Source organism: Paenibacillus cookii (genome assembly GCF_018333375.1).
GTDB lineage: Bacteria > Bacillota > Bacilli > Paenibacillales > Paenibacillaceae > Paenibacillus_AQ > Paenibacillus_AQ cookii.
The window spans coordinates 90,843-113,741 of the sequence record NZ_BORW01000001.1 but is presented as its reverse complement, the minus strand read 5'-3'; the positions used below and the strand labels follow the sequence as shown (position 1 = coordinate 113,741).

The following is a 22,899-nucleotide window of genomic DNA, read 5'->3' as shown; positions in this document are numbered from 1 at the left end:
TTCAAACATGCTTGTTTTTAAAATATAGGGCTTGCAAATTTCATAGAAACCATAGAGAACGTTTGCAAAGCCGGATCAAGGAGAGAGACGCTTTGAAACCAATTTCATATTCGAATCCAAAACTCGACGAAGTCACGGTTTCCACGAAACCCGTATTTGAGGGCAATATCATTTCGCTCCAAATCGACACGGTCAAGCTGCCGGACGGCGGCACGGCTTCCAGGGAGATCGTGAGGCATCCCGGCGCCGTGGCGGTGCTGGCGATCCATGACGACAAAATCATTTTGGTCGATCAATACCGGCAGGCCATGGGGCGCTGCGAGCTGGAAATACCGGCCGGGAAGCTCGAAAAAGGAGAAGATCCGCTTGAAGCGGCCAAACGGGAGCTCCAGGAGGAGACGGGGTATACATGCCAACAAATCCGGCTGCTGCATTCGTTTTACACTTCGCCGGGTTTTGCGGACGAGTTGATCCATTTATATGTAGCGGAAGGGCTGGAAAGCGGGGAAGCCGTACCGGACGAGGATGAATTTCTCGAGCTTTACGAGCTGACCTTGCAAGAAGCGCTGGAGGCCGTGAAATCGGGGAGAATCAGCGATGCCAAAACGATCATGGCGGTTTATGCTTGGAAGCTGCAGCAGCTGACGGGAGAGTTCCGGATATGACGTTACCTGACGGCAGCATGACACCAGGAGATCCCCGCCCAACATTGAAGGAATTTTATGCCGATTTGCACATCCATATCGGTCGGACGACTTCCGGACAGGCCGTAAAAATAAGCGGAAGCAAGGACTTGACGTTCGCGAACATCGCCAAAGAGGCCGCCGGCCGCAAAGGCATGGATTTGATCGGCATCATCGACTGCCATTCGCCCGAAGTGCAAAAGGATATCATCGACTGCCTGGAATCCGGCGAAATGACGGAACTTCCCGGCGGCGGCATCGCCTATCGCGGAACGACGATCCTCTTGGGCAGCGAAATCGAAATCTATGAGGAAGGAAAAGGCGCTGCGCATCTTCTGGCCTATTTTCCGGACCTGGCGGTCATGAGTCATTTCACCGGTTGGATGGCCGGGCATATGAAAAACGTCAATCTGAGTTCCCAACGGATTTACGTGACGGCGCGGAAACTGCAGGAGGAAATTTACGCCAGGGGCGGCATCATGATCCCTGCCCACGTGTTTACCCCGCACAAAGGAATCTACGGCAATGTGGCGCCGCGGATGTCCGACGTGCTGGACCTGGACATGGTAAGCGGCGTGGAGCTCGGGCTTAGCGCCGATTCGGAGATGGCGGGGCTGATATCCGAGCTGGACCGGTTTACGTTCGTCACGAATTCCGACGCGCATTCCTTGGGCAAAATCGGCAGGGAGTACAACCGGATCCGGCTTGCCGAGCCGAGCTTCCGCGAATTCGCGATGGCGCTGGACCAATCGGAGGGACGCCGCGTGACGGCCAATTTCGGCCTGAACCCCCGGCTCGGGAAGTACCACCGGACTTACTGCCTCGGCTGCAGCCGCATCCTTGACGGGGAGAAGGCGATGACGGGAGCCTGCCCCCATTGCGGCAGCTTGAAAAAAGTGCAGGGGGTGCTCGACCGGATCCTGGACATCGCCGACCGAAAACAGCCCGTGCAGCCGGACGGACGGCCAAATTATCATTATCAGGTGCCGCTCGAGTTCATTCCGGGCCTGGGAAAAGCCACGAGGAAAAAGCTTCTGGAGCGTTTCGGCACCGAAATGGCGATTTTGCACCGGGCGTCCGAAGAGGAGCTCGCCGGGACGGTCGGGGAAACAATGGCCCGCCAAATCGTCATGGCGAGAAACGGCACGCTGTCGCTGTCGGCCGGCGGCGGAGGGACATACGGAAAGGTGGACGTATCTACCGACAAGTCATAGTCGGACGCTTGTCTTCATAGAGTAGAGGTATGTGACAGGAAGGGAGAGATCCGTCAAATGCGAACTTTCCGCCATACCTTGAAGGAGCAAAATATTCTATACATTTTTGTTGCCGTGCTGTTTCTTGTAGGGGTCATATTCGGGGCTCTTATGGTCAATGCGTTGTCGCTGGAGCAGCAGCAGGATCTCGGGCGGTATCTTCAAAACTTTTTCATGACGGTAGACCAAAACGAAGCCGGTACGGGCGCTGCGCAGTCTTTCTGGAGCATCGCCGGCCTGCATTTGAAATGGGTCGGGCTGATCTGGTTCCTCGGCTTGTCCGTAATCGGGCTGCCGGGCATTCTTATCCTTGATTTTCTGAAGGGCGTGCTGATCGGGTTCACGGTCGGTTATCTCGTCGGGCAGTTTTCATGGAAAGGGCTGCTGTTTGCGCTCGTGTCGGTTGCCCCGTCCAATCTGCTGATCATTCCCGTGCTGATCGTGTCCAGCGTCTCGGCGATCGCGTTTTCGTTGCACGTGATCAAAAACAGGGTGATGCTGCATAATCGCGTCAATGTTACGCGTCCTTTCGCGCGTTATGTCGGTTTGACGCTGGTGATGTGCCTGCTGATGCTCGGCGTGTCCTCGTTCGAGACGTGGGTGACGCCAAGCATGATGAAATGGGTGACTCCCGTGCTGCTGGAGACGGCGGCGGTGCCCGGATCATGAGCAAAATGGTTTGACTTTGCCGCGCAACTCCCTCTATAATAAAAGATATGATATAGCAAAGGTACAGTGATTTTCCTGTGGGGAGGGAGAAAATGGAAGCGCGGATCGATAAAATCAAACAACAACTGCAATCCCAGGGCTATAAGCTGACACCCCAGCGGGAAGCGACCGTCAGAGTTTTGCTCGAGAATGAAGAAGATCACCTGAGTGCGGAAGACGTCTTCATGCTCGTCAAAGAAAAAGCTCCTGAAATCGGTCTGGCTACCGTGTACCGTACCCTTGAGCTGCTAAGTGAATTGCATGTCGTTGAAAAAATCAATTTCGGCGACGGCGTTGCAAGGTATGATTTGCGGACGGATACCGCAAAACACCACCATCATCATCTGATTTGCGTGAAATGCGGCAGCATGGATGAAATCCGCGAGGACTGGCTGGGGCCGCTGGAAGAGCGGCTGGAACGCGAGTTTAATTTTACGGTGTCCGATCATCGGCTTGATTTCCACGGCATCTGTTACCGCTGCAAGGCGAAAGAAGAGGAAGAACGCAGCGAAACAGCGGGCAAGTCGAAACTTTAATCCATCGGATCACGATCCTCCAAGATCACAAGCTCTCGCCGGCATGATGTTTGCCGGTGGGGGCTTTTTTGGTAGGCGGGGGCGAAGGGCTTGTCATATCGCAAGGCGCATGTTCATAAGCTGTGTAACGGGAAGCGCTTATGCTTCGCTTTTTTCGATTTTCCCAGCCATCAGCCGAAAGGTGTGATCCGAATGATTATATCGGTGAGAAAATGCCTGTCGACATTGAAATTTCTGCTTGTTTTTGCCGCGCTTACCTACGCTTTGTACCAGCTATTCAGTCTGATTGGGGCATGGATTACGCCGGTCGACCATTACCGGATTCCGGAAGGGCATGCCGTTAAGGCTTTCCACTCCTCCGACCAGGCCCCGGCGGGCGAAATGATGGGCGACAGGCTGCGGTTCTTTTATTGGTACGGTGAGTAAGGGGAACGACAAAGAAATCCGGGGGGCTGTCCGATTCATGAACGGATCTGCAAAATCTATTTGAAGGAGCTTTATTTGACTTATGATACAGTACGTAGAATCCTTCATCCGCCATTTGGGTGAAAAGGGGTTGTCTCAAAGCACGCTTGAGTCCTATGAACGCGATCTGCGGCAGTTTTTCGAGTTTGCCTCGCGGCAGGGGATTCAATCGGTCGACGAGATCAAAAAGCTGCATGTATCCATGCATATGAATGAAATGAAGCAAAGCGGGTTTACGGCATCCACGGTCATGAGGAAGCTGGTCTCGCTCCGTTCCTTCTTTCATTACATGGTCAAGGAGTCTTTGATGGAACAGGACCCTACGCTGTATTTGGAGTCGCCGAAACCGAAAAAAAAAGTTCCGCAAATATTAAGCGTCGAACAGGTGGAGCGCCTGCTGGCAGCGCCGGACCTCTCGACTTCGCCGGGAATCCGCGATAAGGCGATGCTGGAGCTGCTGTACGCGACGGGGATGAAGGTCTCCGAGCTGACGTCGCTTAACGTGGAAGACGTGTATCCCGACATGAAGTTTCTCCGCTGCACGAGCAGCTCGGGGAAGGAGCGGGTGCTGCCGATCAGCAGCATTTCAGCCGAAGCCGTGAGTACATACATCCATCGGATACGGCCTCAATTGGTCAAGGATGAACGGGAAAAAGGGCTTTTCCTGAACAATCTTGGGACAAGGCTGACCCGCCAAGGGTTTTGGAAAATATTAAAAAAATATGCCGCGGAAGCACGCATTGACGGGGATATTACCCCGCATACGCTGCGCCATTCCTTTGCAGCCCATCTGCTCGAGGACGGGGCGGATATCCGTTCCGTCCAGGAGATGCTGGGGCACAGCGATATGTCCGCGGCTCCAATCTATAGCCTGTTGACCAAAAAAGCGATGAAGGACGTGTACCAAAGCCATCATCCGCGGGAGCGGGCGTATTTAACGATGTCGAAGGAGCGAAACGGAAATGACAATGATTAATCAGACAGTGATCCGCGAAGCGGCGGCTTACATCCAAGGCAAAACCGGTTTGAAACCCGAGGTGGGGTTGATTCTCGGATCCGGGCTTGGCGTTCTTGCGGATTTGATCCAGGACGGCATTTCGATTCCTTATCAGGATATTCCGCATTTCCCGGTATCGACGGTCGAAGGGCATGACGGCGAGCTTTTGCTCGGAACGATCGAAGGCCGCGCCGTCGTCATGATGAAAGGGCGTTTCCACATGTATGAAGGATACGGTCCGGAAGTAACGGCGTTCCCGGTGCGCGTCATGAAGGAACTGGGCGTGCAAAGCCTGCTCGTCACGAACGCGGCGGGAGGCGTAAATACATCCTATAAGCCCGGCGATTTGATGGTCATATCCGACCATATCAACCTGACGGGCCGAAACCCGCTGATCGGTCCAAACGATTCGGCGCTTGGCGTGCGTTTCCCGGATATGTCGGAGGGCTACAGCCGCCGTTTGCGCCAGACGCTCAAGACGATCGCCGCCGCGAAAGGCATCGAGGTGCAGGAAGGCGTATATGCGGGCATGCTCGGGCCTTCGTATGAAACGCCGGCCGAGATCCGGATGCTGCGGACGCTGGGCGCCGATGCCGTAGGCATGTCGACCGTGTCGGAAACGATCGTGGCGCGCCACGCCGGCCTCGAGGTACTCGGCATCTCCTGCATCAGCAACATGGCGGCGGGGATTTTGGACCAGCCTCTTTCCCACGACGAAGTGATGGAAACGACCGATCTGGCCCGGGACAAGTTTTTGAGCCTCGTGCTGGCGGTTATTCCGCAGATGTAATTTATGTTCTAGCGTATGTATGGCAACATACCGAAAGGATGTCCGCAGGTCAGGTGACCTGCGGATTTTTTTGCGTTTTACCCAAAATTTTCCTCATAAGTCCGCCGATCCATGGAATATTTTTCTCGGAACCTGACGACACTGGAAAACAGCAGGATTTGAATTTTGCAACATATTTCCGCTTCCGTTCGTTTTCAGCCGGCTATTTTTCGGGTTTGCAAAATTCTCAAGATCAAAATGACGAGAGTCAGGAGGGGACTTATTTTGAGGAAGACACTATTGGCGGTGGTGCTGTCGGCATGCCTGTCGGCCGCGGCATTCCCGCAGGCAGGATTTGCGGAGGAAAAGGCCAAACAGACGGGGCAGGCGGATTTGGCGGCAAACGCAAAGTCCGCCATCCTTATGGATGCGAATACGGGAACTATTATTTACGAGAAAAACAGCCATGATAAACTGCCGCCGGCCAGCATTACCAAAATTATGACGATGCTGCTTACGATGGAGGCGATCGACTCCGGCAAGCTGAAGCTGACCGACAAGGTGCGCACCAGCGAATACGCCGCTTCCATGGGAGGTTCGCAAATCTTCCTGGAGCCCGGCGAAGAAATGACCGTTGACGAAATGCTTAAAGGCATCGCCATGGCATCGGGCAACGACGCTTCGGTGGCCATCGCGGAAAAAATCGCGGGGACCGAAGAAGCGTTCGTGCAAATGATGAACGACAAAGCGAAGGCGCTCGGGCTGAGGGATACCCATTTTGCCAACTGCAACGGGCTGCCCGCCGAAAACCACTACTCCTCGGCCCACGACATTGCCGTCATCAGCCGCGAGCTTTTGAAACATAAAGACATTACGAAATACACGGGCTCTTACCAGGATTACCTGCGCAAAGATTCCAAAAATCCGTTCTGGCTGGTCAACACGAACAAGCTTGTCCGGTTCTACTCGGGGGCCGACGGGCTGAAAACGGGATACACGTCCGAAGCGAAATTTTGCCTGTCCGCAACGGCGGTCAAAGGCGATCTGAGGGCGGTGGCGGTCGTGCTCGGCGAACCGAACACGAAGACGCGCAACGAAGAAGTGTCCAAAATGTTCGACTACATGTTCTCGCAATACAGCATGCATACCCTGTTCAAACCGGGCGACACGATCGGAACGGTCAAGGTCAACAAAGGGAACGTTAAGGAACTGACCTTAACCGCCGGACAAAACTACAGCGTGCTGCTGAAAAGGACGGCCAATGCCGAAGGCATCCGCCACGAGCTGCAGGTGCCGAAGGAAGTCAAAGCGCCGGTGCAGGCCGGACAGGTGCTTGGCAAACTGGTCGTGTACCAAGGCGACAAAGTTCTCAAAGAATTCGAGCTGAAATCGCCGGAGCAAGTCGGCAAAGCCGGATGGTGGAAGCTGTTCAAGCGCACGGCCTCGAAATTGTTCCTTGTAGATTGATAGCGGTTTTCTTCTAGTTTTGTCGGGGTGCAGGAATCTCTTTTCGCTGCGTAGAAATCCTTGTTCAAGCGACAGGAAGGAGAGTGAGCAGGCGTGAATCTGCAAGTGGAAATGGAGCATCACCGCAAAACATTGATCGTCCGCCTTTCGGGCGAATTGGATCATCATACCGCCGACCATGTCCGTTTACAGCTGGACGAAGCGATCCAGAGAGGACAAACGGAGCATTTGGTGCTCAGCTTTAAAAATTTGCAGTTTATGGACAGTTCCGGTTTGGGAGTCATTTTGGGACGGTATAAGCTGATCAAAAGCAAAGGCGGAAAAATGGCCGTATGCGACGTCAATGCGGCGGTCTATCGTCTGTTGGACATGTCCGGGCTGTTTAAGATCATGCCTATTTATGATAACGAAGGCCAGGCGCTTTCGGGATTGGAGGTCGTGTCATGACGGAGAAAAAAGAGGTGCAGCGCAATTTCATGACGCTCCAATTTTCCGCCAAGTCGGAAAACGAATCCTTTGCGCGGGTGACGGTCGCGGCGTTTATCTCCCAGCTGGACCCGACCATGGACGAGCTGAGCGATTTGAAAACCGTCATTTCCGAAGCGGTCACGAACAGCATCATTCACGGGTATGACGGCAATCCCGAAGGAATCGTCACGATCAACGCCGAAATCGTCGGCGATACGGTGACCATCACCGTCGAAGACAAAGGGGCGGGCATCGAGGATTTGGATCTGGCCCGTCAACCGCTGTACACGTCAAAGCCTGAACTGGAGAGATCAGGGATGGGATTTACGATCATGGAAAACTTCATGGACGAATTTGAAGTTTCCAGCGAACCCGGCTCCGGTACATCGATCAGGATGAAGAAAAGGATTGAATCCAAGAAAGCTTTGTATAATTAGGGGTTGGGCGCATGGATGCTGATGTGAAAAAACCTTCGCAGACCTATCTGGAAGATGCGGAAGTCAAACGCCTGATCGCGCTGAGCCAGGCCGGAGACAGCATGGCCCGCGATACGCTGGTAAACTGCAACATCCGTCTCGTCTGGTCCGTTGTACAAAGGTTCATGAACCGCGGTTATGAGCCGGAGGATTTGTTTCAGATCGGCTGTATCGGTCTGCTGAAGTCGGTGGATAAATTCGATTTGAGCTACGACGTTAAATTTTCGACGTATGCCGTGCCGATGATCATCGGCGAAATTCAGCGGTTCCTCCGGGACGACGGCACGCTTAAGGTAAGCCGCTCGCTGAAGGAAATGGCGAACAAAGTCCGGAAGAAAAAAGACGAGCTGTCGAAACACCTGGATCGGCTGCCGACCGTGAAGGAAGTGGCCGAAGAACTCGGGGTCACGCCGGAGGAAGTGGTATTTGCCCAAGAGGCAAACAAACCCCCGACCTCGATCCATGAAACCGTCTTTGAGAACGACGGCGATCCGATTACGCTGATGGACCAAATCGCCGACGATACGCAGGAGCGCTGGTTCGACAAGCTGGCCCTGAACGAAGCGATCGACGGCCTTTCCGAACGCGAGAAGCTGATCGTGTACCTGCGGTATTACCGGGATCAGACCCAATCGGAGGTGGCCTCCAGGCTTGGCATATCCCAGGTGCAGGTGTCGCGCCTGGAAAAGAAAATATTGCAGCTGATCCGCGATCAGATTGCGCAGTAAACGCGCGGCGGACCGGTTCCAAGGACGTTTTTCCTTGGGCCGGTCCGTTTTTGTTTTTAGTGGATTTGGCTTTTTCCGAAAACAAGGGAAAACGTCCAGGAATGGTATCGATGGAGTAGAAAACGGAGCTTTTTCCTATACTAACGTCATTGAGGCAGCAAAGGAGTGATAGGAATGTCATCGAATTCGGCTCCTACGGTGTACCTGCAGCTGCGCAGCCGCGTGCCGATCACGCAGGGCAGGGTCGTGACGCTTGGGCATGTCGCCCGGATCCTGAGCGACCCGGAGTGGGAGGCGCCGCTTCGCAATTTGGAGCTGGTCGAGCCGCAAAAATGGGACGGCAATTTACTGCTTATCGACCTTATGCAAATCATACCGAAGGTGCAGGAGCTTATCCCCGGGGTGAAAATCGAACCGATCGGGCAAAACCACGTGCTGGTGGAGGTCGTCCAAAATCCGCGGAAGCCTTCCCTCGCGCTGTTTTTGCTCGTTTGGCTCCTTCTTTTTTTCGGCTCCGCGCTGACGATCATGAATTTTCATGCGGACGTCAACATGCAGGAGGTTCAGATCCGGACGGTGGAAATGTTGACGGGCAAACGGGACGAGCATCCTTACCTGTTCCAGGCGGCTTATTCGTTTGGCATCGGGTTTGGCATGGTCATTTTTTTCAACCATCTGTTCAAGAAAAAATGGAACGAGGAGCCGACCCCGCTTGAGGTGGAAATGTTCCTTTACCAGGAAAACATCGATCAGTTTGTCGTCGCCCAGGAATACAAACGGATGAAAGCGTCGCAAAACAAGGGTGAACCGCATTGAACACGACGGCATTTGGTATGCTGGTGCAAATTTTGCTGGGCATTGCAGGAGGCATTGCCGTCGGCGGCGGCGTGATCGCCTTGTTTATCGTGCTGGACATGATTCCGAGGCTTGCCCAACTGACGCGTTCATACCACCGGGTACACTGGTACGAAGGGGCGATGGTCGCGGGGTCGCTGGTGGGGACCGTGTTTGATTTTTGGAATTGGAAGCTGTCGCTGGGCCCATGGTCGGGTCTGGTCGTCGGTTTGTTCCACGGCGTGTTTATCGGCCTGTTGGCCGCGGCTTTGACCGAGGTGCTGAACGTCCTGCCGATTTTGGCGAAGCGGCTGAAGATGATCCGCTTTTTATTCGGCCTTTTGATGGCGATGGTGACGGGGAAAGTGGCAGGCTCGTTGTTTGACTGGTTTGTGTACAGAAAGTAAGACGCGAAAGGGGTGCGTGGATCATGAACGAACATGAAAACGAACGAACAGGCATGGAGGATCCGGCAAAACCGGCCGTGGCGATGTCGTACGGCGACGCGGAGGAAGCAGAGGGAGAGGCGGCCTCGAGTTCAAACGCAGGCGATGGGAATGGCCATGATCCCGGGAACGGGTCAAACATGAAGGCGGCGGAAGGGCAGCGGCAGAAGGGTCCGGCCAAAGCCGAGGAGAAAAAGCGGGAAAAGGAGCACTCCGACTCGGTCGAGGAATCGGTCATCTACTGGCAAAAGACGGACGACATTTCGGGGAGCCTCGACCAAACGAAGGCGACGTTAAAGGAAGTGGTGGGACTCGGGACCTCCTTTGACATCGTGTTCCGCGAGATGACGCTGGCGGGGCAGCGCACGGGGCTGTTTTTCGTCAACGGGTTCGCCAAAGACAACATCATGCTCGAAATTTTGAAGCGGCTGACCTATCTGTCGGCGGATCAATTGACGACCGATGCGCTGAAAGCCTTTTTCGAATGTTATATCCCGCATATTCAGGTGGAAGTCGAAAAGAAGCTTAGCTCCACGATCAACAAGGTGCTGATGGGCATGTCCGCCCTGTACATCGAAGGCGAGCAGGCGGCCATCGTGCTGGATACGCGCACCTTCCCGGTGCGCAGCCCGGAGGAACCGAGCATCGAGAGGGTGGTACGGGGCTCCAGGGACGGCTTTGTCGAGACGCTGCTCAGCAATATCGCTCTTGTCCGCCGCCGCGTCCGCGATCCCGGATTCAAAGCGGAACTGGTCCAGGTAGGTAGACGTACACGTACGGACGTGTGCATTGCATATATTGACGATATCGTCGATAAAGTGCAGGTCGATTCGATCCGGGAAAAAATCAAAGGCCTGGACATCGAAGGGCTGCCGCAGGCGGATAAGCAGCTGGAGGAGGCGATCATCAACAAAGGCTGGCATCCGTATCCGCTGGTCCGGTATTCGGAACGGCCCGACGTGGTGGCTTCGCATATTTTGGAGGGGCGGGTGGCCGTGTTCGTCGATACGTCGCCGAGCGTCATGGTCATGCCGACCACTTTTTTCGACCTGTGCCAGCATGCCGAGGAAAACCGGCAAACGGCATTTATGGGCACGTATTTGAGGTGGATCCGCTTTCTCGGGATCGTCGCTTCCATGTTTTTGCTGCCCTTATGGATGCTGTTGGTGGCCAATCCGGAATTGAAGCCGGGCTTTCTCCAGTTCATCGGGCCTCATGACCATGGCAAAGTCCCTTTGGTCGCCCAGTTTCTGATGGTCGAATTCGGGGTGGACCTGCTGCGGCTGGCGGCCGTCCACACCCCTACGCCGCTGGCGTCCGCCATGGGGTTGATCGCGGCCATCCTCGTCGGCGACATCGCGGTCAAAACCGGATTGTTCGTCAACGAAGTCGTGCTCTATATGGCCGTTGCGGCCATCGGCATGTTTGCGACGCCAAGCTATGAGCTCGGGCTGGCCAACCGGCTGGTGCGCCTGGTGCTTCTGGTGGCCGTTGCGCTCTTTAAGGTGCAGGGGTTCGTCATCGGCACGACGCTGCTCGTTTTGCTGCTGACGCTGCACCGATCGTACAATTCTTCGTATTTGTGGCCGTTTATACCTTTTAATGCAAAGGCGCTGGCGAGCGTATTATTCCGTTTTCCGCTGCTGGAGGCGAAGAAAAGGCCATCCTTCAACAAAACGCGGGATAACACGAAAATGGCGCCTAACCCGGACAATACGGATCAATCGTAGAAAAAATACAAATGTTTTGCTTAAAAATCCATTCATTCTCTTCCGTTGTCTGTTATACTGATGTAAAAGTTCAGATGGAAGTTTGATTTTCCACAGAAAGCGAAGGGATGCTGAATTATGTTCTTACATGGTACAAGTCAAATAAACGCAGCAGGGCATCTGGAAATCGGCGGTTGCGACGTGACGGAACTCAAGGCCCGATACGGAACACCGCTTTATATCGTGGACGAAGAGCTCGTGCGTCAGCGCTGCCAGCAGTACATCGCAGCTTTCCGCGCATCCGGCCTGAAATTCCAGGTCGCTTATGCGAGCAAAGCGTTTTGCACGATGGCCATGTGCCGCATCGCAGACCAGGAAGGCATGTCGCTTGATGTGGTATCCGACGGGGAGCTTTACACCGCGCTGCAGGCAGGATTTCCGGCCAAACGCATTCATTTCCACGGCAACAACAAAACGCTGGAGGAAATCGAAATGGCGATCGACGCCGAAATCGGCTGCTTCGTTGTGGACAACTTGGTGGAGCTGCACCTCTTGAATGCGGTCGCGGCCGAGAAAAACGTGCGCGTGCAAATTTTGCTCCGCGTAACGCCGGGCGTCGAAGCGCATACCCATGAGTACATCTCCACGGGTCAAACCGATTCCAAGTTCGGCTTCGACATCGGCAACGGATCGGCATTCGAAGCCGTGAAGCTGGCCTCCGAACAGTCGAACCTGGAGCTGCTCGGCGTTCATTCCCACATCGGCTCCCAAATCTTCGAGGTTGAAGGCTTTGAAATGGCGGTGCAACGAGTGGCGGAATTCGCAAAAAGCGTGTCCGAGCAGCTTGCCGTGCAGTTCAAGGTGGTCAACCTGGGCGGAGGTTTCGGGATCCGCTATGTGGACGGGGATACGCCGCTTGAGGTTTCGCAATACGTAAAAGCGATCACCGATGCGGTTAAAACCCATTTTTCCGGATGGTCTTCCGAGCTTCCCGAAATTTGGGTGGAGCCGGGCCGGAGCATCGTCGGCGACGCCGGCACGACGCTTTACACGGTCGGAACGAGCAAGGACATTCCGGGCGTCCGCAAATATGTGGCCGTAGACGGCGGCATGACGGACAATCCGCGTCCCGCTTTGTACGAATCCAAATATGAAGCGCTGCTCGCCAACCGCGCGAACGATCCGGTCGAAGAGACGGTTTCCATTGCCGGAAAATGCTGCGAAAGCGGCGACATGCTGATCTGGGACCTGGACCTGCCCAAAGTAAACAGCGGAGACCTGCTGGCTGTTTCCTGCACGGGAGCGTACAACTATTCCATGGCCAGCAACTATAACCGCATTCGCCGTCCGGCGGTCGTATTCGTCCGCGAGGGCGAAAGCGATCTGGTCGTCCGCCGCGAAACGCTGCAGGATATCGTCGGCAACGACGTCATCCCGGAGCGGATCAGCAAGCAGGCTGTCCTGAAGTAAGGATTTACAGCGGTCCGAGAGATCGGGAACAGCCGTCGTTAAAAAGCAAGAATTGGTGAAGAACAAAACACGGAAAAGATCATTTCTGTATTGGGGAATGCGGAAATGGTCTTTTTCGTTTCCCGAAATCATTGCAAAAGGGTCTGCATGTAAGATACAATCAGGTAGTGAGTCCAAACGGCGGACATGCTTGTACCGGTGTTTGTCCATTGGCGAATGAAGCAGCATCCAATAAACGAAAATATCCGGAGGAAGTGAATACCGATGAAAAAAGGTACGATTGAACTTGAAAAAGGCGGAGTAGTTGAAATAGAATTTTTGCCGCAAGAAGCGCCGAACACGGTGGCAAACTTTGAAAAGCTGGCGAATTCCGGCTTTTATAACGGCCTGACGTTCCACCGCGTGATTCCTGGTTTCGTGGCGCAAGGCGGCTGCCCGATCGGAAACGGCACCGGCGGCCCGGGTTACACCATCGATTGCGAAACCGCAACGAACACGACGAAGCACGAGAGAGGCGTGTTGTCCATGGCGCATGCCGGACGCAACACGGGCGGCAGCCAATTTTTTATCGTGTACGAGCCGCAGCATCACCTGGACGGCGTGCATACCGTTTTCGGCAAAGTGACGAAAGGCATGGAGCTTGTCGACGCGATCAGACCGGGCGACAAAATGAAAGAAGTCAAAGTTTGGGACGAACAATAAGAAGGGCATCGCCTCTTCGGAACGTTTTGGCTTGACCGTCAGCGAACGGCACAGCCGGCGCCGGTACTTACCGGCGTCGGCTTTTTTTCGTTTGATGAAGTCCGAAAGCCTTTCGTTGCAGGCGTTTGCGAGCCATAGGACCGGCTTCGCGGGGCAAAGGTTGCAATTTGGCCGAAGTGGTGGTAACATTTCTTTTAGAAAGCGGCTTGATCTTTTTCAGCAGGCTTTCCAACAATTTCATACGCATGATTGGTTTATTCCTTCGGGGCAGGGTGAAATTCCCTACCGGCGGTGATGATGCATTTCGTTTATGGCGTACGGCCATGAAACTGGTGCATCTTAGTCCGTGACCCGGCCGCGTGGCCTTTAGCGCCCGCGTACGGTGGACCCGGTGCAAATCCGGGACCGACAGTATAGTCTGGATGGGAGAAGGAGCGAAAGCGCATGGTACATATGCTTATGCGTTTGCACCAATAAAGCTGCGGCATAGACGTGTCTTTTTTACGTGTTTTCAGGACGTTCGTTCTTGGAATATCGGAAAACGGGTTTTTTGATGACTCCGGATTCGATCTTCAAGGAGGTCCCGTTTTCGCGTCGCGTCTCGGATGAAGCAAGTGACTCAGGCTCGCTTTGTTTTGCCGTTCCCGGTTGCGGGTACGCCTATGATGATGATTGGGCGAAGCTTTATTCGCGTGTCTTTAGCTTACTCTCGACAAGCCCCCGGATGGTATCCGGAGGGCTTTTTTGTTGCCTGGTTGATCAGGCAAAAGAACGGAAAGGAGGGGACTTGCGCGATGGAACTCCCCGTGAACGACGAATTTTACATGTCCCTGGCGCTGGATATGGCCGAACGCGCGCAGGGGCAGACGGGAATCAATCCGGTCGTGGGCTGCGTGATCGTCAAAGGCGGCGCGCTTGTCGGACTCGGGACGCATCTGCAGCGAGGAACCGCGCATGCGGAAGTGCATGCCGTCCGAATGGCCGGCGATCAGGCCGAAGGCAGCACGGTGTACGTCACGCTGGAGCCCTGCAGCCATCACGGCAAAACCCCGCCATGCAGCGACCTGTTGATCAAAGCCAAGGTGAAGCGGGTCGTCGTCGCTTGCGAAGATCCGAATCCCGTCGTCGCGGGCTCCGGGATCGAACGGCTCCGCCGTCACGGAATCGAAGTCGATGTCGGCGTGCTGCGGGAACGGGCGCTTCGCCTGAACGAAAAGTTCGCGAAGTATATCACGACAAAGCTGCCTTACGTGACGATCAAGACGGCAAGCACGTTGGACGGGAAAATCGCCGCCGACACGGGCGACAGCAAGTGGATATCAAACGCGGAAGCCCGGCTTCAGGCGCATGCCCTTCGCCATCGGCATCAGGCGATCATGGTCGGGATCGGAACGGTTCTGGCCGACGATCCCAGCCTGACGACGCGGCATGAACGCGCGGAAGGCTTGCAGCCGGTACGGATCGTCGTCGACTCCGGGCTTCGCATGCCGGCCGAAGCCAAAATGTTCAAGGATGGCACCTCGCCCATCGTCGTGTTGACGACGGAGCAGGCGCCGGCAGAACGGCGCAGGATGCTGGAGGAACTCGGGGCGGAGGTCGTCGCCTGCGGCGCGGGGCCTCGCGTGGATCTGAGAACCGCTTTGGAGGAGCTTGGCCGCCGGGAAATCGGCTCCATCCTGGTCGAAGGCGGCGGGACGCTGAACGGGGAGCTGCTGCAGGCGCGCCTGGCGGACCGAATCGTAATGTATATCGCTCCGAAAATCGTCGGCGGCAAGCATGCCCCGCATAATTTCGATTTTGAAGGCATCCGCCGCATGGCCGATGCGATTACGTTAAATGAACTTCAGGTCGAGCAGGTCGGGGACAACATTCTCGTTTCGGGAAAACCGGCGTGGCCCGCCAGCTCGAATGGGGAAAAACAATAAGGAGGAGGGAGACGTCATGTTTACCGGTTTGGTTGAAGAAATCGGGATTTTGGATGGCATTGCAAGGCAAGGGGAGGCCATGGTTTTAACGATCAAGGCTTCCGCCATCATGGACGACATCCGGATCGGCGACAGCATCGCGGTGAACGGAGTCTGCCTGACCGCCACGAAAATCGGCGGCGGCGTTTTTTCCGTCGACGTCACGCCCCAGACGTACCGCCATTCCAATCTGGGGCTGCTGAAGCCGGGAAGCCGCATCAATCTCGAGCGGGCGATGAAAGCAGGCGGACGATTCGGCGGCCATCTGGTTCAGGGGCATGCCGACATGACCGGTACGGTCCGGCGGCTGTCCAAGGAGCAGAACGCGGTGCTGATCGAGATCGTGCCGGATAAACCGGACTTGTCCAAATTCATCATCCCGCAAGGCTCCGTTACGGTGGATGGAGTCAGTCTGACGATTGCCGACACCGACGGCGAAAGCTTCACCGTGTCGGTCATACCGCACACGCTTCAGGAAACCGGATTATCCGGCCTGAAGCCGGGCAGCGTCGTCAATATCGAATGCGACATTATCGGCAAATACGTGCATGCGCTGTTAGGGCCGGCGGCGTCCGGCAAAGGCGCGGAGCGGTCCGGCATAACGCTGGATATGCTGGCGTCCAACGGTTTTGCGTAACGCGCAGGGCTGCCGACAACGCAACTACAAAAGGGGGTAACGAACATCATGGAACCAATTCATTTTGACCCGATTGAAGACGCGATTCAGGATCTCCGGTCCGGCAAGGTGATCATCGTCGTGGATGACGAGGACCGGGAAAACGAGGGGGATTTTGTGGCTCTTGCGGAAAAAGCGACGCCGGAGGTGATCAATTTCATGGTTACCGAAGGCCGCGGGCTTGTCTGCGTCCCTCTGGCAAGGGAACGGGCGGAGGCGCTCGAGCTGATGCCGATGACGTCCCAGAACACGGATCACCACGGCACGGCCTTTACGGTGTCGGTGGACCATAGAAATACGACGACGGGGATTTCGGCGCAGGAACGGTCGCTGACGGCCAAGGCGCTGATCGACCCGGCGGCGGCTCCGGCGGATTTTCGGCGTCCGGGACATATGTTTCCTTTGATCGCCAAAGACGGCGGCGTCCTGCGGCGCGCAGGGCATACGGAAGCTGCGGTGGACCTGGCCGTATTGAGCGGTTCGGCGCCGGCCGGCGTCATCTGCGAAATCATGAAAGAAGACGGCACGATGGCAAGACTGCCGGATCTGCAGGGGATCGCAAAAAAACATGGGCTGAAGCTCATTTCGATCCAGGACTTGATCAAATACCGGAATGAGCGGGAGAAGCTGGTGCACCGGGCGGCCGAGGTGCGGATGCCGACGGAATTCGGCGAATTCAAGGCTGTTGCCTACACCAACGACGTGGACGACAAGGAACATCTCGCGCTCGTGAAGGGAACGATTTCGGGCGACGAGCCGGTGCTCGTCCGGGTCCACTCCGAATGTTTGACCGGCGACGTCTTCCATTCGCTGCGCTGCGACTGCGGCCCGCAGTTCGCCGCCGCGCTGCGCCAGATCGAGCAGGAGGGTACCGGCGTTCTGCTGTACATGAGACAGGAGGGCCGGGGCATCGGTTTGATCAACAAGCTGAAGGCTTACGAATTGCAGGAGCAGGGACTGGATACGGTGGATGCGAACCTGCAGCTCGGATTTCCGGCAGACCTGCGCGATTACGGGATCGGCGCGCAAATTTTGAAAGATTTGGGCGTATCGAAAATCCGTCTGTTGACCAACAATCCGCGGAAAATCAAAGGCCTTGAAGGCCATGGCCTCGAGGTGGTGGAGCGGGTGCCGATCCAGATGGAGGCCGGGAAGGACAACAGCCGTTATCTGCAAACGAAACGGGCAAAGCTTGGCCATATGCTGAATCTGTAAACACTCGTCGGGCGCATGGCCCAAGTCAAGGCATGAGAATAAACAAATACACTCCAGAACGAAAGGTTGATGAAACATGACGCATATTTTTGAAGGAAATTTGGTATCGAGCGGACTGAAATACGGAATCGTGGTAGGCAGATTCAACGAATTTATTACAAGCAAGCTGCTTAGCGGGGCCTTGGACGGACTCAAGCGGCACGGGGCTTTGGACGAAGAAGTGGATGTCGCCTGGGTGCCAGGAGCTTTCGAAATTCCGCTGATCGCCAGCAAAATGGCCGAAAGCGGCAAATATGACGCCGTCATCACGCTGGGCACGGTCATTCGCGGGGCAACTTCCCATTATGACGTCGTGTGCAACGAGGTCGCCAAGGGCGTAGCGGCAACGAGCCTGAAAACCGGCGTTCCGGTCATCTTCGGCGTTTTGACGACGGACAGCATCGAACAGGCCGTGGAACGCGCAGGCACCAAAGCCGGCAACAAAGGTTACGAGGCGGCGGTATCGGCGATCGAGATGGCGAACCTGACGAAGCAGTTCAAATAAAATGAAGGCCGGTTAACGGCAGCATAGGGCATCCTTCGGCATGAAGGTTGCCTTTTTTGCGCGGAAGCGATGCTTTTGCTGTAATTGCCGAATGAAGCCGAACCCGGATAACATCCCCGCCTGAATTGCGGCGATGCCGGGCGAAATGCGGTACCGGACGGCGTGGGCTTGTGTTCGCCGGACTGCCGATTTTGATGGTTCCCGTTATCGTGATTGCACGTCATCTATCAACGGCAAATCACGGGCCGGTTGACGGCGGGAGCCCTAAAGGGCTGATGCGGCGGGGACGGGCCGGCTTGACGAATGCGGCGATATCGTGCTTATTTAAATGTAGCGCCTTTACACGGGGCACTGCATTTTTTTAATATATAATATAGAAGCTCATTTTATGGACGGAGGATAAGCCGTGAACACAGTATTATATAAACTGGAGACATTTGAGGGTCCGCTCGATTTGCTCCTTCACCTGATAGACAAAGCGGAAATCAATATCCAGGATATCCCCGTCAGCGAGATTACCGATCAATACATGGAATATTTGCACACCATGCAGGAGCTGGAGCTCGATATTACGAGCGAATTTCTCGTCATGGCCGCAACGCTGTTGTCCATTAAAAGCAAGCTGCTCCTGCCGAAACCGCCGGTGTTCGAAATGGATGAATTCGATTTTTACGAGGAGGAAGACGTCGATCCGCGCGCGGAGCTGGTGCAGAAGCTGATCGAATACCGAAAATACAAAGGCATCGCCAAACATTTGCAGGAACGGGAATGGGAGCGCAGCCTGATTTATGCCAAAGAACCCGAAGATTTGACGCCCTGGGTGCCGCAGGTGAACGAAAACCCGGTGCGGGGGCTGCATGCCGCGGACCTGGTCGCCGCCTTTCAGAAGGCGCTCCGCAAAGCGGTGCGTCGGACAAGCTACACCCGGATCCAACGCGACGAAATCTCGGTTAAGGACCGGATCCGGCAGGTCGTGGACGTTCTTTCGGAGTCGGGCCCCGGGGGGAAAGTGCTGTTTTCCCGGCTATTGCACGAAGACATGGTAAGGCATGAGATCGTCGTGACTTTTTTGGCAATTTTGGAGCTGATGAAAATGAAGCAAATCCTGTGCTACCAGGAAAAGCTGTTCGATGATATCGTAATGGAATGGAGAGGAGGGGAGCAGCTTCATGGACTTTCCGAAATTGAAATCGATTATTGAGGGGCTGCTGTTTCTCGCGGGGGATGAAGGACTCACGGTCAAACAGATCGCCGAAATCGTGGATCACAGGCCGGAACTGGTCGAAGACGCGTTAAAAGAATTGAAGGAGGATTTCGAGCGGCAGCAGCGCGGCATCCAGGTGATGCAAATCGCCGGCAGCTACCAGCTGGCGACGCTTGCGGACCATGCCTCCTATTACGAAAAACTCGCCTATTCGCCTTCCCGTTCGTCGCTGTCCCAGGCAGCGCTGGAAACGCTGGCGATCGTCGCTTACCGTCAGCCGATCACGCGCGTGGAAATCGAAGAGATCCGCGGGGTCAAATCGGAGCGTGCCATTCAAACCTTGGTAAACAAGGATTTGATCGAGGAAACGGGGCGAGCCGAGGCGATCGGCAGACCGATTTTATACGGGACGACGAAATCGTTTCTGGATTATTTCGGTCTTCCCAGCCTTCAGGATTTGCCGGAGCCGCAGCTGTTCGAAAGCACGGAAAACCTGGAAGAGGAGACGCAGCTGCTGTTCGAAAAGCTGGACGGAAGGCAGCTGACGATCGATGACGTGGATTAAAAAATAGATAGACTCGGGAACGCTTGACGAAACCGCCGGAAAGAAATCTTTCCGGCGGTTTTTATTTTCCTTATGCCCAAACAAGTCAATAAAACGAAAATCAAGTAAGAAAATTGACATTTCGCTTAAGGGTCATCCATATTACAATGAAAGCGCATACTGCGCATAATTGAAAAAATACATTCGCGAAGCGGCTGTCTTGAGCCAGCCGGTATACCTAACGATTTGAAGAACGATTTATAAGGAGGAAATTGGAATGAATAGCAATCCGCACGCGCCCGGCTTCCCGGCAAACCCGCCGCAAAAGGAAGGATGGCAGCTGGTTTTCCAGGAAGAATTCGAAGGAACGGCATTCGATGAAAGAAAGTTTTTGCCTTACGGGTTGGCGCATTGGTACGGGCCTGGAGAAAATGAGGCAGCTTACGAGCTCAGGGATTCCTGTCTCGTGCTGCAGCTGCCGGACGCCCAAAAAAGGATTTCAGCCGTGGCCACCGGCATGCGGGACGGGCTTCACCGTTTCTGGGAGCAACTGGAGCTGCGCAGGCACGTAAGGCCTGCCATGAATCTGGTGACGAAATACGGTTATTTCGAGCTGCGGGCCAAAGTCGCGAAAGGCAGCGGAATCAATTCGGCCTGGTGGATGATCGGCTTCGAAAACCAGCTGCAACAAAACGCCGAAGTGGACATTTTCGAAGTGCTCGGCAAAGATACGCATGTCATGAACTCGACCTTGCACGCGCTGCGCGATCCTAAATTAAAATACGAGCATCAGCCTTACCGTGCCGAAACCGATTTGTCCGGCGGGTTCCACGTTTACGGCTTCGAATGGGATGAAAACGGCATGGCTTTTTATTTGGATAACCAAAAAATATGGCAGACGAACCAGTCTCCGGACTACCCGATGGTCACGCTGCTCCAGATCAACGAATCCGACGGTGGATGGGTCGGCGAACTCGATCCTGCTGTGCCTTATCCGAAGGAATTCGCCGTCGATTATTTCCGCGTTTACAAAAGGGAAGGGATGCCGATGGAGCTATTCCCGGCGGAAACGGCGCAGGAAGGCGAAAATCTGGCGCGCTCGGCGGTGGCGGGGAGCGGGACGGATATCGTATGGGGAGATTTATATGAAGCGAAATCGCATATTTGCGCGCTGAACGACGGAAATCCGGATACGTGCGTCTTGAGCAAGCCGGGCATCCCTGCGCCGCACATGTATTATTTGGATTGGATGGAGCCGAAATCATTTAACACGGTACGTTTCACCCTTGCTTCCGATTGTCATTGCGAGTGGGCGGTCGAAGTGTCCGCGAACGGTTTGGACGGGTGGATTCAAGTAACGGATCAACGTTCGGCCCTGAAGGAACCTGATTCTGGAAGCGGGCATCTCGTTTACAAAGCGAAATTCCCGATCGTCAAGGGGGCAAAAGCCCTGCGGCTGATCGTCAAGAGCGTTGCGGAGGCGCCGCAGGGCTACCGAATCGCTGACCTGGCCGTATTCATGGCATAGGATGCACTACCCCGGAAAGCAAATGAACCGAATCTTTTCCAGACGTGTAGACAATACTATGTCCGAAGAAAAGATGCTCAGATCTGGGGGGCTCCATCGTGTGGATTGCGCTCGTTGTCATAGCCGTCATCGTCATCCTGATCATTGCCGCCGCAATGTCGAACATCACGTGTACCGTCCGGTACAAAAAGGAAGGAAGCGATGACCGCGCCGAAGTCGATATCCGGATGCTTTTCGGCATGGTCCGGTTCCATTACGAAATGCCGAAGCTGAAATTCGACAACATGAAAAAGGGCTTCCTGCTCAAACTTGAAAAACAAAACAACCTGAGCCGGAAATCGGGAGACTCCGCCCATGTGCGGCTCAATAAACGCAAAATTGAACTGTGGTCCAAGGAAGTGCACATTTTATTGGAATCGACCGCTTCCCTCAAAAAATGGCTGCGGCACACCTTTGCCCATGTCCGGGTGCATGAACTCAACTGGTCGACCCGTTTTTCGACGGGGGAAGCCGAGTGGACGGCCGTTGCCAGCGGCGTGCTTTGGAGCATCAAAACGACGCTGGTCGGATGGCTTTCCTTTCAGGTTCGCATGAAAAGCCATCCGGATTTGCACGTCATTCCCGAATTTAGCGACGAAATGTCCTTTTCGACCGAATTTTATTGCGTTTCCAGGCTTTCGTTCGGTTATGCGATGTATGCGTCGTTTATTTTGATGTCGCGGATTTTGCAGGTGGAAGGCGGGTTGAAAAGATGGTTCCGCTTGTACCGCCAAATGAAGGCCAACAACCAGAAGGTTCCAAGCGTGTAGCTTGGCTGTGCGGGTTCATGCTCCTACATACTCGAAATGATTGTGGGCAAACTAAGGATTGAAGTGACCTTATTTAGTTTCATGAAGGAGGAAGCAGAACATGTCCGATCATCCGATTCAAGGCCTTATGCAAACCGCCATGGAAAACATCAAAGGCATGGTCGACGTTAATACCATCGTAGGCGACCCCGTGCAAACGCCGGACGGCAGCGTCATCCTTCCGATCAGCCGCGTCGGCTTTGGATTCGCTGCGGGGGGCAGCGATTTTAACGGCGAGTATGCAGGCAAAGTCGGCGAGCATGGCCACGCAGACCTGAAGTCCTCGATGCCTTTCGGCGGCGGCAGCGGCGGCGGCGTCTCCATCCGTCCGATCGCGTTTCTCGTCGTCGGCAAAGAAGGGGTCAACATCGTGCCGCTGGACAACCAAACGCATATCTTCGAGAAAATCATCGACTCCGCGCCGATGATGGTGGAAAAGCTTCAAGCCATGTTCCAAACGGGGAATGCCGCGACTGCAGGCGTAAACGCCCGGCAGCAAATGGTAAACGAACCGCCGACTTTTTATTAAACCAGAGCATGATCCCCTTCGCACCCGAAGGGGATTTTTTTGAGAGCGGGTATTCGGATCAAGAAGGCTTGATGGCATACGATTTGAAAGACAAGCATATACTTGTACAAGATTTTCAAGAATCCGGAGGAATAAA

26 protein-coding genes and 1 riboswitch are annotated in these 22,899 nt (G+C 54.8%); of the genes, 25 read left to right on the top strand and 1 reads right to left on the bottom strand.

Annotated features, from left to right (window positions below):
- Nucleotides 1-92 precede the first annotated feature (92 nt).
- The 16 genes from KI367_RS00635 to KI367_RS00560 all read left to right on the top strand — a co-directional run bounded on the left by KI367_RS00635 (nucleotide 93) and on the right by KI367_RS00560 (nucleotide 13,711).
- Nucleotides 93-665 (top strand): NUDIX domain-containing protein, encoded by a 573-nt coding sequence (locus tag KI367_RS00635; RefSeq protein ID WP_246536501.1) that lies wholly within the window; start codon nucleotides 93-95, stop codon nucleotides 663-665.
- Nucleotides 662-1,897 carry an endonuclease Q family protein gene (locus KI367_RS00630; protein WP_036714527.1) on the top strand — a complete coding sequence of 412 codons (1,236 nt, stop codon included), beginning with the start codon at nucleotides 662-664 and terminating at the stop codon, nucleotides 1,895-1,897. The genes KI367_RS00635 and KI367_RS00630 overlap by 4 nt, the downstream gene beginning before the upstream one ends.
- 57 nt (nucleotides 1,898-1,954) lie before the next feature.
- Nucleotides 1,955-2,605 carry a stage II sporulation protein M gene (gene spoIIM / locus KI367_RS00625; protein WP_212946880.1) on the top strand — a complete coding sequence of 217 codons (651 nt, stop codon included), beginning with the start codon at nucleotides 1,955-1,957 and terminating at the stop codon, nucleotides 2,603-2,605.
- A gap of 92 nt (nucleotides 2,606-2,697) precedes the next feature.
- Nucleotides 2,698-3,180, top strand: coding sequence for a ferric iron uptake transcriptional regulator (gene fur / locus KI367_RS00620; RefSeq protein WP_212946879.1), 483 nt, complete (start codon nucleotides 2,698-2,700; stop codon nucleotides 3,178-3,180).
- Nucleotides 3,181-3,372: 192 nt separating this feature from the next.
- Entirely contained in the window at nucleotides 3,373-3,606 is a 234-nt protein-coding gene (locus KI367_RS00615) for a DUF4227 family protein (RefSeq protein WP_036714559.1), read from the top strand.
- A gap of 82 nt (nucleotides 3,607-3,688) precedes the next feature.
- Nucleotides 3,689-4,621: a site-specific tyrosine recombinase XerD gene (xerD, locus tag KI367_RS00610; protein WP_212946878.1), complete on the top strand. Its 933-nt coding sequence runs from the start codon at nucleotides 3,689-3,691 to the stop codon at nucleotides 4,619-4,621.
- Entirely contained in the window at nucleotides 4,608-5,432 is an 825-nt protein-coding gene (locus KI367_RS00605; protein ID WP_212946876.1) for a purine-nucleoside phosphorylase, read from the top strand. Before xerD ends, KI367_RS00605 begins: the two co-directional genes overlap by 14 nt.
- Nucleotides 5,433-5,696: 264 nt before the next feature.
- Nucleotides 5,697-6,878: a D-alanyl-D-alanine carboxypeptidase family protein gene (locus tag KI367_RS00600; RefSeq protein WP_036714536.1), complete on the top strand. Its 1,182-nt coding sequence runs from the start codon at nucleotides 5,697-5,699 to the stop codon at nucleotides 6,876-6,878.
- Between the two features lie 93 nt (nucleotides 6,879-6,971).
- Nucleotides 6,972-7,325, top strand: a complete 354-nt coding sequence (gene spoIIAA / locus KI367_RS00595; RefSeq protein WP_036714537.1) for an anti-sigma F factor antagonist — start codon at nucleotides 6,972-6,974, stop codon at nucleotides 7,323-7,325.
- Nucleotides 7,322-7,783 (top strand): anti-sigma F factor, encoded by a 462-nt coding sequence (gene spoIIAB / locus KI367_RS00590; protein ID WP_036714538.1) that lies wholly within the window; start codon nucleotides 7,322-7,324, stop codon nucleotides 7,781-7,783. The genes spoIIAA and spoIIAB overlap by 4 nt, the downstream gene beginning before the upstream one ends.
- A gap of 11 nt (nucleotides 7,784-7,794) precedes the next feature.
- Complete coding sequence (sigF, locus tag KI367_RS00585; RefSeq protein WP_036714539.1) at nucleotides 7,795-8,550, top strand: RNA polymerase sporulation sigma factor SigF; 756 nt, start codon at nucleotides 7,795-7,797, stop codon at nucleotides 8,548-8,550.
- Nucleotides 8,551-8,724: 174 nt separating this feature from the next.
- Nucleotides 8,725-9,366: a stage V sporulation protein AA gene (locus KI367_RS00580; protein ID WP_036714540.1), complete on the top strand. Its 642-nt coding sequence runs from the start codon at nucleotides 8,725-8,727 to the stop codon at nucleotides 9,364-9,366.
- 17 nt (nucleotides 9,367-9,383) lie between these two features.
- Nucleotides 9,384-9,791, top strand: a complete 408-nt coding sequence (locus tag KI367_RS00575) for a stage V sporulation protein AB (protein WP_036714560.1) — start codon at nucleotides 9,384-9,386, stop codon at nucleotides 9,789-9,791.
- A 179-nt stretch (nucleotides 9,792-9,970) separates the two neighbouring features.
- The gene (locus KI367_RS00570) at nucleotides 9,971-11,560 is read left to right on the top strand and encodes a spore germination protein (RefSeq protein ID WP_212947425.1); all 1,590 of its coding nucleotides are present in this window, start codon (nucleotides 9,971-9,973) and stop codon (nucleotides 11,558-11,560) included.
- A gap of 117 nt (nucleotides 11,561-11,677) precedes the next feature.
- A complete protein-coding gene (lysA, locus tag KI367_RS00565; protein ID WP_212946875.1) occupies nucleotides 11,678-13,009 on the top strand; it encodes a diaminopimelate decarboxylase in 1,332 nt (443 codons plus the stop codon).
- A gap of 264 nt (nucleotides 13,010-13,273) precedes the next feature.
- Complete coding sequence (locus tag KI367_RS00560; RefSeq protein WP_036714541.1) at nucleotides 13,274-13,711, top strand: peptidylprolyl isomerase; 438 nt, start codon at nucleotides 13,274-13,276, stop codon at nucleotides 13,709-13,711.
- 67 nt (nucleotides 13,712-13,778) lie between these two features.
- On the opposite strand, the gene KI367_RS00555 is transcribed toward KI367_RS00560, so the two are convergent.
- The gene (locus KI367_RS00555) at nucleotides 13,779-13,958 is read right to left on the bottom strand and encodes a hypothetical protein (protein ID WP_212946873.1); all 180 of its coding nucleotides are present in this window, start codon (nucleotides 13,956-13,958) and stop codon (nucleotides 13,779-13,781) included.
- A gap of 7 nt (nucleotides 13,959-13,965) precedes the next feature.
- A riboswitch (FMN riboswitch) is annotated at nucleotides 13,966-14,149 on the top strand.
- Between the two features lie 356 nt (nucleotides 14,150-14,505).
- Between KI367_RS00555 and ribD the strand changes: the two genes are divergently transcribed.
- The 9 genes from ribD (at nucleotide 14,506) to ytfJ (ending at nucleotide 22,763) form a co-directional block, all read left to right on the top strand.
- Complete coding sequence (ribD, locus tag KI367_RS00550; RefSeq protein ID WP_212946871.1) at nucleotides 14,506-15,636, top strand: bifunctional diaminohydroxyphosphoribosylaminopyrimidine deaminase/5-amino-6-(5-phosphoribosylamino)uracil reductase RibD; 1,131 nt, start codon at nucleotides 14,506-14,508, stop codon at nucleotides 15,634-15,636.
- A gap of 16 nt (nucleotides 15,637-15,652) precedes the next feature.
- Complete coding sequence (gene ribE / locus KI367_RS00545; protein WP_036714545.1) at nucleotides 15,653-16,312, top strand: riboflavin synthase; 660 nt, start codon at nucleotides 15,653-15,655, stop codon at nucleotides 16,310-16,312.
- A gap of 48 nt (nucleotides 16,313-16,360) precedes the next feature.
- Nucleotides 16,361-17,566 carry a bifunctional 3,4-dihydroxy-2-butanone-4-phosphate synthase/GTP cyclohydrolase II gene (locus tag KI367_RS00540; protein ID WP_212946870.1) on the top strand — a complete coding sequence of 402 codons (1,206 nt, stop codon included), beginning with the start codon at nucleotides 16,361-16,363 and terminating at the stop codon, nucleotides 17,564-17,566.
- A 76-nt stretch (nucleotides 17,567-17,642) separates the two neighbouring features.
- The gene (ribH, locus tag KI367_RS00535) at nucleotides 17,643-18,110 is read left to right on the top strand and encodes a 6,7-dimethyl-8-ribityllumazine synthase (RefSeq protein ID WP_036714547.1); all 468 of its coding nucleotides are present in this window, start codon (nucleotides 17,643-17,645) and stop codon (nucleotides 18,108-18,110) included.
- A gap of 406 nt (nucleotides 18,111-18,516) precedes the next feature.
- Nucleotides 18,517-19,311 (top strand): segregation and condensation protein A, encoded by a 795-nt coding sequence (locus KI367_RS00530; RefSeq protein WP_036714549.1) that lies wholly within the window; start codon nucleotides 18,517-18,519, stop codon nucleotides 19,309-19,311.
- A complete protein-coding gene (gene scpB / locus KI367_RS00525; RefSeq protein WP_036714552.1) occupies nucleotides 19,280-19,879 on the top strand; it encodes an SMC-Scp complex subunit ScpB in 600 nt (199 codons plus the stop codon). The genes KI367_RS00530 and scpB overlap by 32 nt, the downstream gene beginning before the upstream one ends.
- Before the next feature lie 256 nt (nucleotides 19,880-20,135).
- Entirely contained in the window at nucleotides 20,136-21,386 is a 1,251-nt protein-coding gene (locus KI367_RS00520) for a glycoside hydrolase family 16 protein (protein ID WP_212946868.1), read from the top strand.
- Nucleotides 21,387-21,484: 98 nt separating this feature from the next.
- Nucleotides 21,485-22,195, top strand: coding sequence for a DUF2953 domain-containing protein (locus KI367_RS00515; RefSeq protein WP_036714556.1), 711 nt, complete (start codon nucleotides 21,485-21,487; stop codon nucleotides 22,193-22,195).
- A gap of 100 nt (nucleotides 22,196-22,295) precedes the next feature.
- Nucleotides 22,296-22,763, top strand: coding sequence for a GerW family sporulation protein (gene ytfJ, locus KI367_RS00510; protein WP_212946866.1), 468 nt, complete (start codon nucleotides 22,296-22,298; stop codon nucleotides 22,761-22,763).
- Nucleotides 22,764-22,899 lie beyond the last annotated feature (136 nt).

Excerpts from the sequence above, each read along its gene's own strand:
- KI367_RS00630 (WP_036714527.1), top strand. The coding sequence starts at position 662 with ATGACGTTACCTGACGGCAGCATGACACCAGGAGATCCCCGCCCAACA.
- spoIIM (WP_212946880.1), top strand. The coding sequence starts at position 1,955 with ATGCGAACTTTCCGCCATACCTTGAAGGAGCAAAATATTCTATACATT.
- fur (WP_212946879.1), top strand. The coding sequence starts at position 2,698 with ATGGAAGCGCGGATCGATAAAATCAAACAACAACTGCAATCCCAGGGC.
- KI367_RS00615 (WP_036714559.1), top strand. The coding sequence starts at position 3,373 with ATGATTATATCGGTGAGAAAATGCCTGTCGACATTGAAATTTCTGCTT.
- xerD (WP_212946878.1), top strand. The coding sequence starts at position 3,689 with ATGATACAGTACGTAGAATCCTTCATCCGCCATTTGGGTGAAAAGGGG.
- KI367_RS00605 (WP_212946876.1), top strand. The coding sequence starts at position 4,608 with ATGACAATGATTAATCAGACAGTGATCCGCGAAGCGGCGGCTTACATC.
- spoIIAB (WP_036714538.1), top strand. The coding sequence starts at position 7,322 with ATGACGGAGAAAAAAGAGGTGCAGCGCAATTTCATGACGCTCCAATTT.
- sigF (WP_036714539.1), top strand. The coding sequence starts at position 7,795 with ATGGATGCTGATGTGAAAAAACCTTCGCAGACCTATCTGGAAGATGCG.
- KI367_RS00580 (WP_036714540.1), top strand. The coding sequence starts at position 8,725 with ATGTCATCGAATTCGGCTCCTACGGTGTACCTGCAGCTGCGCAGCCGC.
- KI367_RS00575 (WP_036714560.1), top strand. The coding sequence starts at position 9,384 with ATGCTGGTGCAAATTTTGCTGGGCATTGCAGGAGGCATTGCCGTCGGC.
- KI367_RS00570 (WP_212947425.1), top strand. The coding sequence starts at position 9,971 with ATGAAGGCGGCGGAAGGGCAGCGGCAGAAGGGTCCGGCCAAAGCCGAG.
- lysA (WP_212946875.1), top strand. The coding sequence starts at position 11,678 with ATGTTCTTACATGGTACAAGTCAAATAAACGCAGCAGGGCATCTGGAA.
- KI367_RS00560 (WP_036714541.1), top strand. The coding sequence starts at position 13,274 with ATGAAAAAAGGTACGATTGAACTTGAAAAAGGCGGAGTAGTTGAAATA.
- KI367_RS00555 (WP_212946873.1), bottom strand. The coding sequence starts at position 13,958 with ATGCGTATGAAATTGTTGGAAAGCCTGCTGAAAAAGATCAAGCCGCTT.
- ribD (WP_212946871.1), top strand. The coding sequence starts at position 14,506 with ATGGAACTCCCCGTGAACGACGAATTTTACATGTCCCTGGCGCTGGAT.
- ribE (WP_036714545.1), top strand. The coding sequence starts at position 15,653 with ATGTTTACCGGTTTGGTTGAAGAAATCGGGATTTTGGATGGCATTGCA.
- KI367_RS00540 (WP_212946870.1), top strand. The coding sequence starts at position 16,361 with ATGGAACCAATTCATTTTGACCCGATTGAAGACGCGATTCAGGATCTC.
- ribH (WP_036714547.1), top strand. The coding sequence starts at position 17,643 with ATGACGCATATTTTTGAAGGAAATTTGGTATCGAGCGGACTGAAATAC.
- scpB (WP_036714552.1), top strand. The coding sequence starts at position 19,280 with ATGGACTTTCCGAAATTGAAATCGATTATTGAGGGGCTGCTGTTTCTC.
- KI367_RS00520 (WP_212946868.1), top strand. The coding sequence starts at position 20,136 with ATGAATAGCAATCCGCACGCGCCCGGCTTCCCGGCAAACCCGCCGCAA.
- ytfJ (WP_212946866.1), top strand. The coding sequence starts at position 22,296 with ATGTCCGATCATCCGATTCAAGGCCTTATGCAAACCGCCATGGAAAAC.